This is a genomic window from Paenibacillus sp. BK720, from assembly GCF_011761545.1.
In the GTDB taxonomy this organism is placed as follows: Bacteria; Bacillota; Bacilli; order Paenibacillales; family Paenibacillaceae; genus Pristimantibacillus.
Map to the genome: position 1 here is coordinate 267,765 of NZ_JAASRQ010000004.1, position 13,808 is coordinate 281,572.

At 52.2% G+C, this 13,808-nt stretch carries 14 protein-coding genes; 4 read left to right on the forward strand and 10 right to left on the reverse strand.

Going from position 1 to position 13,808, the window contains the following annotated elements:
- Window positions 1-28: 28 nt before the first annotated feature.
- The 6 genes from sufB to FHT67_RS16890 all read right to left on the reverse strand — a co-directional run bounded on the left by sufB (window position 29) and on the right by FHT67_RS16890 (window position 5,970).
- Entirely contained in the window at window positions 29-1,426 is a 1,398-nt protein-coding gene (gene sufB, locus FHT67_RS16865) for a Fe-S cluster assembly protein SufB (protein ID WP_132307553.1), read from the reverse strand.
- Between the two features lie 34 nt (window positions 1,427-1,460).
- On the reverse strand, window positions 1,461-1,886 hold the full coding sequence (sufU, locus tag FHT67_RS16870) for a Fe-S cluster assembly sulfur transfer protein SufU (RefSeq protein ID WP_132307555.1): 426 nt from the start codon (window positions 1,884-1,886) through the stop codon (window positions 1,461-1,463).
- Window positions 1,873-3,099: a cysteine desulfurase gene (locus tag FHT67_RS16875; RefSeq protein WP_132307557.1), complete on the reverse strand. Its 1,227-nt coding sequence runs from the start codon at window positions 3,097-3,099 to the stop codon at window positions 1,873-1,875. The genes sufU and FHT67_RS16875 overlap by 14 nt, the downstream gene beginning before the upstream one ends.
- Window positions 3,096-4,403, reverse strand: a complete 1,308-nt coding sequence (gene sufD / locus FHT67_RS16880) for a Fe-S cluster assembly protein SufD (protein ID WP_132307559.1) — start codon at window positions 4,401-4,403, stop codon at window positions 3,096-3,098. The genes FHT67_RS16875 and sufD overlap by 4 nt, the downstream gene beginning before the upstream one ends.
- 25 nt (window positions 4,404-4,428) lie before the next feature.
- Complete coding sequence (sufC, locus tag FHT67_RS16885; protein ID WP_015846171.1) at window positions 4,429-5,208, reverse strand: Fe-S cluster assembly ATPase SufC; 780 nt, start codon at window positions 5,206-5,208, stop codon at window positions 4,429-4,431.
- A 159-nt stretch (window positions 5,209-5,367) separates the two neighbouring features.
- Entirely contained in the window at window positions 5,368-5,970 is a 603-nt protein-coding gene (locus FHT67_RS16890) for a DUF1802 family protein (RefSeq protein ID WP_167200041.1), read from the reverse strand.
- Window positions 5,971-6,166: 196 nt separating this feature from the next.
- Here FHT67_RS16890 and mtnK point away from each other — a divergent pair, with 196 nt between their 5' ends.
- Together mtnK and mtnA are read left to right on the forward strand one after the other, a co-directional pair.
- Window positions 6,167-7,381, forward strand: a complete 1,215-nt coding sequence (gene mtnK / locus FHT67_RS16895; protein ID WP_167200043.1) for an S-methyl-5-thioribose kinase — start codon at window positions 6,167-6,169, stop codon at window positions 7,379-7,381.
- A 32-nt stretch (window positions 7,382-7,413) separates the two neighbouring features.
- Entirely contained in the window at window positions 7,414-8,472 is a 1,059-nt protein-coding gene (gene mtnA, locus FHT67_RS16900; protein WP_167200046.1) for an S-methyl-5-thioribose-1-phosphate isomerase, read from the forward strand.
- A 58-nt stretch (window positions 8,473-8,530) separates the two neighbouring features.
- Here the strand turns inward: mtnA and FHT67_RS16905 are convergent, their stop codons facing one another.
- Entirely contained in the window at window positions 8,531-8,836 is a 306-nt protein-coding gene (locus FHT67_RS16905; RefSeq protein WP_132307567.1) for a YunC family protein, read from the reverse strand.
- 171 nt (window positions 8,837-9,007) lie between these two features.
- Here FHT67_RS16905 and FHT67_RS16910 point away from each other — a divergent pair, with 171 nt between their 5' ends.
- A complete protein-coding gene (locus FHT67_RS16910; protein ID WP_167200048.1) occupies window positions 9,008-9,508 on the forward strand; it encodes a hypothetical protein in 501 nt (166 codons plus the stop codon).
- 59 nt (window positions 9,509-9,567) lie between these two features.
- On the opposite strand, the gene FHT67_RS16915 is transcribed toward FHT67_RS16910, so the two are convergent.
- Entirely contained in the window at window positions 9,568-11,469 is a 1,902-nt protein-coding gene (locus FHT67_RS16915) for a putative bifunctional diguanylate cyclase/phosphodiesterase (RefSeq protein ID WP_132307571.1), read from the reverse strand.
- A 308-nt stretch (window positions 11,470-11,777) separates the two neighbouring features.
- Window positions 11,778-12,161, reverse strand: a complete 384-nt coding sequence (locus tag FHT67_RS16920; protein ID WP_132307573.1) for a DUF423 domain-containing protein — start codon at window positions 12,159-12,161, stop codon at window positions 11,778-11,780.
- Between the two features lie 74 nt (window positions 12,162-12,235).
- Between FHT67_RS16920 and FHT67_RS16925 the strand changes: the two genes are divergently transcribed.
- Window positions 12,236-12,754: a hypothetical protein gene (locus FHT67_RS16925; RefSeq protein WP_132307575.1), complete on the forward strand. Its 519-nt coding sequence runs from the start codon at window positions 12,236-12,238 to the stop codon at window positions 12,752-12,754.
- A gap of 150 nt (window positions 12,755-12,904) precedes the next feature.
- On the opposite strand, the gene FHT67_RS16930 is transcribed toward FHT67_RS16925, so the two are convergent.
- The gene (locus FHT67_RS16930; protein ID WP_132307577.1) at window positions 12,905-13,720 is read right to left on the reverse strand and encodes a hypothetical protein; all 816 of its coding nucleotides are present in this window, start codon (window positions 13,718-13,720) and stop codon (window positions 12,905-12,907) included.
- Window positions 13,721-13,808 lie beyond the last annotated feature (88 nt).

The window sequence follows — 13,808 nt, forward strand, 5'->3', positions numbered from 1 at the left end:
AATCTCGGGCACGCATCCTTACCATTTATTAACCGATCGAGCCTTCCATCTCAAACTTGATGAGACGGTTCATCTCAACCGCGTATTCCATAGGCAGCTCTTTCGTGAACGGCTCGATGAAGCCCATTACGATCATTTGCGTCGCTTCCGCTTCGGACAATCCGCGACTCATCAGATAGAACAGCTGATCCTCGGACACCTTCGATACGGTTGCCTCGTGCTCGAGCGTAATGTTGTCGTTCATAATCTCGTTGTAAGGAATCGTATCGGATGTCGATTCGTTATCGAGAATGAGCGTATCGCATTTGATGTTGGATTTCGATCCTTCGGAGTTGCGTCCGAACGATGCGAGACCGCGGTAAGTTACTTTACCGCCATGCTTACTGATCGACTTCGATACGATCGTCGAAGTTGTGTCGGGAGCAAGGTGAAGCATCTTCGCGCCTGCGTCCTGATGCTGGCCTTTGCCTGCAACGGCGATGGAAAGCACCATGCCTTTTGCGCCGCGGCCTTTCAGGATAACCGCTGGATATTTCATCGTCAGCTTGGAGCCGATATTGCCGTCAACCCATTCCATAGTCGCATTCTCTTCCGCAACCGCGCGTTTGGTAACTAGGTTGTAGATGTTTGGCGCCCAGTTCTGAATGGTTGTATAACGGCAGCGAGCATTCTTCTTGACGAGAATCTCTACAACCGCGCTATGCAGCGAGTTCGTGCTGTAGATCGGAGCTGTACAGCCTTCTACGTAATGGACGAAGCTGTCTTCGTCCGCAATAATGAGCGTACGTTCGAATTGGCCCATGTTCTCGGAGTTGATGCGGAAGTAAGCTTGCAGCGGAACTTCGCATTTCACGCCCTTCGGAACATAGATAAAGCTGCCGCCGGACCATACCGCGCTGTTCAGAGCAGCGAATTTGTTGTCCGTGCGGGGAATGATCGTGCTGAAGTATTCTTTCACAAGGTCCGGATATTCGCGAAGCGCGGTATCCATGTCGGTGAAGATAACGCCTTGCTTTTCCAGCTCTTCCTGCATGCTGTGGTAGACGACCTCGGATTCGTATTGCGCGGATACGCCGGCAAGGAACTTTTGCTCCGCCTCGGGAATACCCAGCTTATCGAAGGTTTCTTTAATTTCTTGCGGTACTTCCTCCCATGTCTTGCCTTGCTTCTCGGATGGCTTGACATAGTATTGAATGTCGCTGAAATCAAGGTCAGCCATATCGCCGCCCCAGTTAGGCATCGGCATTTTGTTGAATTGCTCCAGCGATTTCAGACGGAATTCGAGCATCCACTGCGGCTCGCCTTTCATCTCGGAAATCGTGCGTACGATCTCCTCCGTCAATCCTTTACCGGATTGGAAGACCGCTTTATGCTCGTCACGGAAACCATACTTATAATCTTCCATTTCAGGCATTGTTCCTGGCATGGTATTCACACTCCTTTATTTAATCGTATCCGTATTAAACCTGCTTCTGTTCAATTCCTTTACGCAAAGCGTTCCAAGCCAGCGTTGCGCATTTAATCCTCGCAGGGAACTTGTTAACGCCGGATAAGGCTTCGATGTCCTCGTTCTCTTCGAACTCGACGTCTTGGCCTTTCATTAAGCCGGAGAACCGCTCAGCAAGCTCCAGAGCTTCCTCGTAAGTTTTGCCTTTAACAGCTTCCGTCATCATTGATGCGGAGCTCAAGCTGATGGAGCAGCCTTCGCCGCTGAATTTCGCATCGATTACTTTGCCGTCCTCCACTTGAAGCTGAAGCGAGATGCGATCGCCGCAAGTCGGGTTGTTCAAGTTGATCGTGATGGCTTCAGTATCCAATGTTCCGCGGTTGCGTGGATTTTTATAATGATCCATGATGACTCGACGATATAAATCATCCAATTGCATGACCGAAGAACTCCTTTGTCCGGATGAGGCCGTCCACCAAGCGGTCGATCTCTTCCTCGTTATTGTATAGATAAAAGCTTGCTCTCGCCGTAGCCGATACATTCAGCCAGCGCATTAAAGGCTGGGCGCAATGATGGCCTGCGCGAATGGCAATGCCGTAAGAATCAAGCACCGTCGATACGTCATGAGGATGGATATCGCCCAGATTGAAGGTGACAAGACCAACGCGGTTTGCTTTTGGCCCGTAGATCGTTACGTCCTCAATCGTGGACAACTTATCATAGGCGTAAGCCGCCATCCTTTTCTCATGATTATCGATCTCGTCAAGTCCGATCTGCTCCAGAAAGTCTATCGCGGCGCCAAGTCCTACGGCTCCCGCAATAATTGGCGTACCGCCTTCGAAGCGATACGGCGATTCCTTCCAGGTTGATTCATACAAATCAACAAAGTCGATCATCTCGCCGCCGTATTCGATCGGCTCCATATTCTCCAGAAGCGACTTCTTGCCGTACAAAGCGCCTATACCGGTTGGCCCGCACATTTTATGACCGGAAAAAGCGTAGAAATCGCAGTCTAAATCCTGAATGTCTACTTTCATATGCGGCGTGCTTTGCGCTCCGTCAACAACCATAACCGCACCGTTCTTGTGCGCGATAGCCGTAACTTCCTTGATCGGATTAACAACGCCAAGCACGTTCGATACATAAGTCATCGCGACGACTTTTGTATTTGGCGTAACCGTTTGTTCAACATCCGCCAAAGAGATCGTGCCGTCCGGTTGAAGAGGAATATACTTCAGCGTCGCTCCTGTCGCTTTGGCTGCCTGCTGCCACGGAATAAGGTTGGCATGATGCTCCATCGGCGTAATGACGATTTCGTCGCCTTCCTTGCACACGGTGCGGGCATAGCTCGATGCGACCAGATTAAGCGCCGTCGTCGTACCGCGCGTGAACACGATCTCTTCCGCCGACTTCGCATTCAGAAACTTGGCTACCTTCTCACGTGCCCCTTCGTATGCATCCGTCGCCCGGGAACCAAGCGTGTGGACGCCGCGGTGCACGTTGGAGTGATCCAGTTCGTAATAACGACTAACCGCATCAATGACGGAACGCGGCTTCTGGGAAGACGCCGCGCTGTCGAGGTAAACGAGCGGATGCCCGTTTACCTGCTGATGCAGTATCGGGAATTGCTCCCTTACCGCTTCTATATTCATCCTTCAAGCTTCCTTTCGAGCAATCGCTGAAGCTGCTCGCGTACCGCATCAATCGGAATCTCCGATACGACAGGCGCCAAGAATCCGTAAATAATCAAACGTTCAGCGTCTTGCTTGCTGATTCCGCGGGACATCAGGTAATACACCTGCTCCGGGTTAACCTGGCCTACGCTTGCCGCGTGGCCTGCTTTTACGTCATCCTCATCGATCAGAAGAATCGGATTGGCGTCACCACGCGCTTTCGGGCTGAGCATCAGAACCTTTTCCGTTTGCACGCCGTTCGCTTTGGTAGCGCCCTTCTCAATTTTCGTGATGCCGTTGATGATCGCCGTTGCGTTGTCTCTCATCACCGCGCGGGTTACCATGTTGGACTCCGAGCTGCGGCCGAAATGCGTCGCTTGCGTCGTAAGGCTCATCTTCATCTCGTTGCCGCCGATGCTGATTACTTTCGCATCGGAGTTCGAGCCATTGCCTTTTAGCAGCGACACGGTATCCGATACGGTATAGCCATCGTTCAGATCGCCGATAACCCATTCCATCTGACCGTCATTCTCGATAACGGCACGGCGGAGCGTCATATCCACGCCATTGTCGGCCATATGATGAATGGAACCGAAACGAACATGCGCGCCCGGCTTCACGAATACTTCAACAACCGAATGATGGACGAATGGCGCATCGATCGAACCCGGTTCGGATACGACGTAATCCACGTAAGTCACCGAGCTGTTGCTTTCCGCAACGATCAGAATGTGCGGAGCAAAGGCAGCTTCCGCTTTGTTGTTGAACAGCACCGCTTGAAGCGGAAGCTCAACTTCTACATTCTTAGGCACGTATACGAATACGCCGCCGTTCCATAGCGCCGCGTGCATGGCAGTCAGCTTGTTCTCGCCAGCGGATACCGCTTGGAACAAATATGGTTTTACGAGATCGGCATGCTCTTTGCATGCTGTCTCGAGATCCGTGAAAATTACGCCTTTAGCTGCAAGCTCTGCAGACAATTGCTTGAGAACCGCGCTCGAATTGTGCTGAACGACGATATTCTCCGTTCCTTCAGCGACCAGCTCGCGTACTACTTCCGGCAGTTCGGCAACCGAACCTACCGCTTTCCCTTGCTCGTAAGCGCCGACAGCCGTCAAATTCCAGCGGTCAATGCGCATTTTCTCCGGCTTCGGCCATTCCAATGTGCCAGCCAGCTCAGCCGCTTCACCGCGAAGATCGACGAGCCATTGCGGTTCGCCTTTGCTGCGTGCAAGCGCTTCGGCCGATTGACGGTCCGTCGGAGTCGTTAATTGTGTACTCATCCCGTTATGCTCCCTTCTCCGCCGATTAAGCTTGGCCTACTGTTTCGTCAACAATGCCGAGCTCTTCTTTAACCCAATCATAGCCTTCGTTCTCGAGACGCTCAGCAAGCTCAGGACCGCCGGATTTCACGATGCGTCCTTGCATCATAACGTGTACGAAGTCAGGCGTGATGTAGTTCAGCAAACGTTGGTAGTGAGTGATGATCAAGAATCCGCGGTCTTCGGAACGCATAGCGTTAACGCCATTGGATACGATTTTCAGTGCGTCAATGTCAAGGCCGGAGTCAATTTCGTCAAGAACAACGATTTTGGGCTCAAGCATAGCCATTTGAAGAATCTCGTTACGTTTTTTCTCGCCGCCGGAGAAGCCTTCGTTCAGGTAACGGTGAGCGAACTCAGGGTTCATTTCCAGTTCCTTCATTTTCTTTTCCATTTGACGGATGAATTTGATAAGCGAAATTTCGCTGCCTTCTTCACGGCGCGCGTTGATTGCGCTGCGCAGGAAGTCGGAGTTGGTTACGCCTGGAATCTCGCTAGGATATTGCATAGCGAGGAACAGGCCTGCGCGCGCTCTCTCGTCAACGCTCATCTCCAGCAGGTCTTCGCCGTCAATCGTAGCGGAGCCTTCCGTTACTTCGTATTTCGGGTGACCCATCAGAGCGGATGCAAGAGTACTTTTGCCCGTACCGTTAGGGCCCATGATCGCATGGATTTCTCCGCCTTTGATTTCAAGGTTAATGCCTTTCAAAATCTCTTTTCCTTCGATCTCTGCTTTCAGGCCATCGATGACAAAATGCGTTGCCATAATATACTTATCCCTCCAAGGTTGGTAATCGGTTTTTAGGCTCATCCCTATAAAAGCTTTCCAAATGGGAATATTATAGAGTGATTCTCATTGATTCTCAATAATTATTTTATTATAAGTTTTGTTATTAATCAATGCGGGAACGTCTAGCGGCCGGAATTAGGTGCCCTCCGAAATATTTCTTCCTATTAATGCTTGTTTGATTAATTTAACCTGCTCATGGAATTGTTCATCCGGAATCACCGGGGTCATGGCAGGCTGAAGCATCCCCTCATCCAGTTTTACCCAAGATTTGCATCCGTTATAAGCAGGCTGCATCGGCAGCTCTACCGGCTCCTCCAGACGGTACACTCTCAGCAAAAGCAAATGCAGCGGCTTCGTGCGCTTCCATTTGAGCCGCTCCTCGGCGAACGTATCCGTCCAAATATGGAAATCCCGGATTCGGTCCAAGGTCTCCTGGTCCGTAATTTCGATATCCTCTACGGCCTCCGCGTAAGCATCCAGCTTCATGGACGGCATGTCGGGCGACCAGCCGTGCAACGTGCCTTCAATCCGCCCCCGATAAGCCTCCTTCAGCAAATGCTCCTTCTGATGCTCGTATGCCGGCATTAAATAGAAGCCTTTGCTCACCAGCTGAAAATCCCGCGTCTCCTCGACAATGCCGCCTTTGCGCATAATAAGGATAAGATGCCCTTCTTGCAGCGCTTTTACCGTAACGGCCCATTCCTTGAGCGCAACCGGCTCCCGTTCGTTATTCGACATGACAGGACCCCCTTCGATTGAAAATGTGTTGATTCTTGCTCAGACGAGCTTCCACGCATAGCCCGTTGTCCTTAATCATGTAACATTATATCATTTGGAGGTATTCCAAGGCGAAATAATATCCGCTATACTATGTTGAGGAGTTTACTAGGCATTAAGACGCCTTTTCAAATACGAAACCGGAGGTGGACGAACCATGTCTGCTTATCATGCATTAACCGAACAAGAAGCGATTGAAATCGCAGGCGGCATCGAAGGCTTTTTCCCTGCAGGTGCAAAGCTGAACTGCCGCGAGATCGGCGACGGGAACTTGAATCTCGTCTTCCACATTACCGATCCGGCAAGCGGCAAAAGTCTCATTATGAAGCAGGCCCTTCCTTATGCGAAGGTTGTCGGCGAATCCTGGCCGCTGTCCCTCGACCGCGCCCGGATCGAGAGCGAATCCCTGATTCTCCAGAACAAGCTTGCTCCCGGCCTTGTGCCCGTCGTTTACCGGTATGACGCCGAGCTTGCGCTTACGGTCATGGAGGATCTGAGCGATCACCTGATTATGCGCCAAGGTCTTATCAAGGGTATCCGTTATCCGAAATTCGCGGAAGACATTTCGACCTTTATGGCCAATACGCTGTTCTTCACTTCGGATCTCGGCATGAACCAGCAGGACAAAAAGCAACGCGTGAAGGAGTTCATCAATCCGGATTTGTGCAAAATAACGGAAGATCTTATTTTCGACGATCCGTATACGGTGTCTTCCAACAATAATATCGAACCCGCCATCGAGGATGCTGCGGCAGCGCTCCGCGAAGATAAAGCCCTTCATCTTGAAGTTGCTTTGCTCCGCGAGAAGTTCCTGACAAGCGCGCAAGCCTTGCTGCATGGCGATCTGCATACCGGAAGCGTCTTCGCTACGCCGGAATCGACAAAAGTAATCGACCCCGAATTCGCTTATTATGGCCCTATCGGCTTCGATATCGGCGCGGTTATCGCCAATCTCCTACTGAACTACGCGGGACAAGGCCACTGGACTCCGGATGAGAAAGAGCTTGCCGATTTCCGCGGCTACCTTCTTGAGACGATCCGCGATACATGGACGAAGTTCGACCGGAAATTCCGCGCTTTGTGGAACGAGCATGGCGTGGACCGCATGGCGAACGAAACACCGGGCTACCAGGATCTGTACATGAGCCGTCTGCTTCAGGACGCGATCGGTTATGCCGGCTGCAAGGTCGTACGCCGCGTTGTCGGCCTGGCGCATGTTGCCGATATCGATACGATTCCGGATGCGGCCGCTCGCGAGCGCGCGCAGCGTCTTGCCCTAGAGATCGGTACATCCCTCATCCATCTGAACCGCCGCGCGGTATCCATCGAACAAGCCATTGACGTTGTTCTGACTGCCGAAGCTAAGCAGTAACGGCTATACTGAATCAAGAGAGGATTTACAAGATGACTACAGAAAACTACGCGGGCCTGCAATCCGTCATCTGGCATGACGATAAGCTGGATCTGCTCGACCAACGGCTGCTGCCGGAAGAAATCGTATATTTGCCGCTTGTCACGCAGGAAGACGTATGGGAAGCCATTCGCCATCTGAAGGTTAGAGGCGCACCGGCTATCGGCATTTCCGCCGCTTACGGCGTTGTGCTGGGAAGCCGGGATGCGGGTACCGCCGAAGAATGGCTCGCGGATGTACGCAAAGCAGCCGAATATCTGGCTACTTCCCGCCCTACCGCCGTTAATCTGTTCTGGGCGCTGGACCGGATGAAAGCACGCGCTGAAGCTCTTGCTTCCGAAGGCCACACGCTTGAAGCCTTGAAGCAGGCGCTGCTGAGCGAAGCCATCGCCATCCAAAGCGAGGACGAAGAAACCAACCGCCTGATCGGCGAGCATGCATTGTCCCTGTTCCGGGACGATATCGGCGTGCTTACGCATTGCAATGCAGGCGGGCTCGCTACGGCGAAATACGGTACTGCGCTTGCGCCGTTCTATCTGGCCAAGGAACGCGGCATGAACATCCGCGTATTTGCCGACGAGACGCGTCCGGTTCTGCAAGGCGCGCGCCTCACGGCGTTCGAGCTGCAGCAGGCAGGCGTTGACGTTACTCTCATTTGCGACAACATGGCCGGCCACGTCATGTCCAAAGGCTGGGTAAACGCCGTAATCGTAGGCACGGACCGCGTCGCCGCGAACGGCGACGTGGCGAACAAGATTGGCACGTACAGCGTTGCGGTATTGGCGAAAGCCCATGGCATTCCGTTCTATGTAGCCTGCCCGCTCTCGACGATCGATCTGAATACCCCAACGGGGGCTGAGATTCCGATCGAGGAGCGCAATGCGGAAGAGATTACGGAAGGCTTCGGCAAACGCACCGCTCCGCAAGGCGTGAAGGTCTATAACCCGGCATTCGATATTACGCCTAACGAATACGTAACGGCGATTATTACGGAGAAGGGCATTATCGAAGCTCCTTTTGACGTCAATCTTAAAAAGCTGTTCGAGCAATAACGCAATAAGAGGCAGTCTCCCTTGAAGGAGGCTGCCTCTTCGTTCATGCACTCGAGTGCTATATCATTAAGCGGAGCGCATCTGCGCCATTCATCCCGACAGTGATGCCAAGCGTTTCCGCAGTAGTTGTTACGGATTCAAGAGGCGCCGCAAGCAGTTCCTCCAATGTTTTTACGCCAACAGCTCTACCCGCGATTATCTCTCTGTCTTTCAGCCGATCGTTAAGCAGCCCCACGTCAAGCGCTCCGCACATGATGTAACCTTTATCCGTGGAGATGGAGAGCAGGGTTGTTTTCGGCAGCTTCACTTCGACGCCAAGCGCGACTATACCGTCCCGAAGCGGTATAGGAACCATTCTAATCATTTTGGACACCTCCTTCACTACAGGTCATGACAGGTCAGTTCGAACCGCAACAACATTATATGCAGGAGCAGCAAAGCAGTGTTGGTTACTTGCTTATTTTTAGGACTATGTGTCCCACCTTATTGATGATATATTTATATAGAGATTATTAATTATTAGTCCGGAGGAACTATGAAACCAACACAACCGGCCCGCACACACTCATACGTATTCCAGGTTGAATTGCTCGTAGAAGGGGACAGCAACGCTGCAGCCCTGGAGCAGCTTTTGAAATCGCTTAACCAAGGCGCTTATGCCGATTATCGAATCCTGAACGGCATTCAGCTCGGACAGCTTATCGATCAGCGAAAAACGGAATTGCCCGGCAGACAGCCCATTCCCGTGCCGCAGGCTGCCGCATCGAAGCCAGTTGCTCAAGCCGCTTCTGCGCCCGTACCTCCAGCCGCTTCTTCCGCTCCCGTGTCCGGCACCGGACTTGATTCGATCCGTGCTTTTATGAAGAGCAATAAATTGATTCGCCTCATCGTTAACAAAGGACTTGGCATCAAGCTCAGCATCCCTTGCCGTATTCTGAATATAGACGAAGAAGGAAATCTGATTACGGTCTATCACGTGGACGAGAAGCAGGTTTATTCGTTCAGGCTTAATGAAATCGAAGATTTCCAAGATTAACGAAAGAAGCTGCCCTCTCGCAATAGACGAAAGGACAGCTTCTTTGTTCGTTACAAGCATTATTGTATAAAGGCCGCTCCCAGCATTTGCTCTATGTCGGTGCTTGACACCGGAGGACTCCAGAAGTAGCCCTGCATCTCATCGCAGTTATGCTTCCTCAAAAACTCCATCTGCTCTTCGTTCTCGACGCCTTCGGCAATCACCTGAATATTCAAGTTATGCGCCATCGCGATAATAGCCGCTACAATCTCCGCGTCGCTAGGGTCCTGTTGAATATCCCTTACGAAGGAACGATCGATCTTCAGACGGTCAATCGGGAAGTTCTTCAAGTAATGGAAGGAGCTGTAGCCCGTTCCGAAATCGTCCACGCTAATGCCGATTCCCATGTCCGTAAGCTCAAGCAGGCAACGGGATACGTGGCCGGTATCCATCGTCATCGATTCGGTGATTTCCAGGTCTAGATATTCCGGCTTTAACCCTGTCTTCTCCAGCACTGAAGCTACTTTGCTCGCCAAATCCTGCTGCACGAACTGCCGGATCGAGAGATTCACCGATACCGGCATCGGCGGAAGGCCCGCATCCTGCCATGCTTTGTTCTGCCTGCAGGCTTCCTCAAGCACCCAATCGCCGATCTGGACGATCATTCCGCTCTCTTCCGCGATCGGAATAAAATCGCCCGGCGGAATCATCCCTTTGACCGGATGTCTCCAGCGGACCAGCGCTTCGACGCCTACCATCATGCCGGACACCAAATCGTATTGCGGCTGGTAGAGAAGAATGAATTCTTTGCGCTGGATGGCGCGGTACATCTCATGCTGGAGCGTCAGCCGCTCGAAGGAAGAGTTGCTCCAGCTTTCAGAGTAGAGCATGCAGTCGTTCTTGCCGCTTTCCTTCACCTTGACCAGGGCAATGTCGGCTTTCTTCAGCAGCGAGTAGCCGTCATCCTCTTTGACAAGGCTGGTTACCGCTCCGAGACTGCCGGTAATATGCAGCGGGAAGCCCTTCAGCTCAAACGGCTCGTCAATGGCGTGCAGCAAGCCGCGGGATAATCCGATCAGCTGCTCTTCCGACTCGATATCCTGGAGCAGGAAGGCGAATTCATCGCCTTCCATCCGGGCTACGATTCCTTGCTCTCCGATCGCTGTCGTCAGACGCTCGGCCACCTGCAGAAGCAGCATATCGCCGAATTCGCGTCCAAACGAGGCGTTAACCAGCTTAAAACGGTCCAGATCCAAATAACAAAGGCCTATCATCCGGCCGTGCTCTCTGGCAAAAGCAAGGGTTTCATTCATCCGGATATGGAATAAGGTACGGTTAGGCAGTCCCGTCATATCGTCGTAATAAGCCATATAACGGATCCGCTCGATATTCCGCTTCCGGTCGCTTAAATCCTGGCTGACGATGACGGTTCCAATCACTTCGTCGTCCTTCAGCATCGGAGAGCTGATGAGTTGAAGCTCAAGCGGAAATCCGGAACGATGCGTAATATTGATATTGCGCTGCTCCGATTTTCCTTGAAGCGCATGTTCAAGCATCTCCTGCAGGCTGTTGCGGCTGCCCGGCTCCAGCAGCGGAGCAAGCGGCTTGCCCAGCAGGTCCTGGCGTATGTATCCCAGCGTATTGCTGGATGCAACGTTCATCTCCATGATGACGCCATCCCGGTCCAATATCGCCAAAGGAACGGCTTCCGACTGAAGCAGTGTCTCAACTATCGGCGTATGGAAATTCCGGAAACCGATCATTTGCCCGTTCCTGGCAAACAAGATTGCCGCTAATGCTGCCGCCAATACGGCAATCATCGACGAAGTCCATTCCAACACGGGGTCGGCATTCCTATACAAGGCTGCTGCACAGAATAGCGCAGCCACAATGGCAATCGCAAGAGCGGCTGTCCGCAGCATGACTTGCAGCTGCGAGGCCCTATACCGTCTATTAGGCGAACCGTCCATCCGTTTCGTCACGCACAACTTCCTTCCTCTTGTCAGGTCAAGCAAGGTTAGATTCATTATAAACGAAATGGTCTTTGCGGTATAGAAATATTTACTAAAACAATAAATAATTCTTGTAGAATTAAGGCGTTTTATGTCGAAAAACAAGGCATTTCGCCATTATCTGCAGAAATCATGTAGCTTTACAGTCCTATATTTGACAAGTTTCATTCATACTTCGGCGCAAGGCGCAACGGTTCTCGCGTCCTTGGCGGAGCGCGGGAATATCGCAAAAAAGCCGCTCCAAGTCATCCGGGAGCGGCCATACCTATTATATTCGGTTATGCTTTTTTCCCTGCACGCAGCGCCGCGGCCGCAATGCAGCCCCAGCCCGCCAGGAAGGCTACCCCGCCGAGAGGGGTGATCGCGCCTAATATCTTAAGATCGCTTAACGCCAGCACATACAAGCTGCCGCTGAACAGAATGACCCCTGCGATAAGGAGTCGCGCTCCTACTCTCACAAGCTTGGCCTCGCCGATCCGGTCAGCCAGAAGAGCCACCAGCATTAAGCCGATAGCGTGATACATATGATAGCGAACGCCGGTTTCAAAGACCTCCAGCATATCCTCCGACAACGTATCCTTCAGGCCGTGAGCGCCAAATGCCCCGAGAGCAACCGCTAATGCAGCGCCAATGGCTCCGTAAGCGAAATATTTATTAGCCATCTTGTTTTCATCCCTTTCTTGTTTGTGTATAATCTTACAAGTAAATCCACTTATTACAAAGGAGTCGAATATTCTTGGAAGAACCGCGCAATCCGTCACAGCCAGATCCGCAAACCGGCTCATCCGCAAATCCCGAGCAGCCCTATGATAACCCATACGCATCAAGGCCTTCCACTCCGTTTGCTCCGGTCAGGGAGAACGGTCCGGCGAAGCAATCGGGACTTGGCATCGCTTCCTTCATACTGGCACTTGTTACGTTATTACTTGTCGTTGGTTGCGTGATCAGCGCTACCGTGTTTGTCAGCAATGTAACCGGCGACGCTCAAGGGTTTCTGAATGAAGTAGAGAACATGGAGAGCGAAGGCACGCTTCCGTCCGACCTGGTACCGATCATGATCGCCGGATTATGCATTATCGCATCGATCGGCGTTGCCATTATTGGCCTGATCCTCGGTATTGTTGGCGCCGTTCAGAAAAACCGCCGCAAAGTGTTTGCGATTATCGGCATCGTGCTGAACGGCCTGATCGTGCTCGGAACAGCCGGCCTTGTCATTATAGGCCTTGTCTCCGCCGCCGCGCAATCGACAATTTAGCAACAAAGGAGCAGCCTTGGGGTGAGAAAACCTCATTTGAGGCCTATCGAAGATAATCGACCGCGTTTACAGGCAGGTTTTATCGCTAAGCTTTATGTTGGTAAAGAAGAGGCTGTTCCGCGGGGAACAGCCTCTTCTTGTATATCCGGCTTAATTCAATTGGGATGAAACGGTCTTGTTAATGTCGGCTATCTTCTTCTCGCAGCTCTCTATCTTCACCTGTTGGTCCGTAATTTGCTTCACGACCGTAGTCAGCGTAGTAAGCGAGCGAATGGCGGTTTTGCCGTCATAGCTTCGAAGCGCGTACAGCAAATCGCTCCATTCCGCCGATTTTTGCTTGTTCAGTTGACTGATCGCGGACTTCGCTACGGCGATTTTCCGTTCCTCTTCGTTAATGGCGTCAAGCTGGCCGCGCAGCCGCTTCATTTTGTCGTTCGCGGATGCTTTGGCCGCGCTTAACGCGCTCTGAGCCGCTCTAATCTCCTCTTTGGCGCTTTTCACGGAAATCTCCAGCAGGTCAACCTTCAGCTGTACGGCCGCCGTCAGCTCCTTGATGCCGAACTTACGCGCTGCCGTCAGCTCCGCCCGGGCAGCATCGTACTGAGTAAACAAAGGCTGATAATAATTCTTTAATTGCGTAACCTTCTTGTCCAGCGCGTCCAGCTTCGCTTTGTCGATCAGCCTGATTTTCTGCCGAAGCTCAGACTCCTTGTCATCATTCGCTTGGGCAGAGGTCTTGAGCCGCGCATCCTTGTCTCCAATAACATTCTGCTGCTGGACGAAGCTTTGATAAAGCGATTGAAGCTTCGCCGCGTCGGTTGAGGGCAGCCCGGCTTTGGTCTTGTCGAACTGCTTCTGCGCCGTTGCGGACAAGGAATGAACGGCCGCCTCCGCAACCGCCGCCGGGAGAATGGCAGACAGCAGCAGGGCTAGCAGCAAGGCCGCGGCCGGCATTCGAAATGTCATGCGTGTAAATCCTCCTTGTAGAATATTCATAGCGGCAGCCGAAAACACAAAAAAGCACCCTTCAAACCAAGCCCAAAGGGCCGGTTCG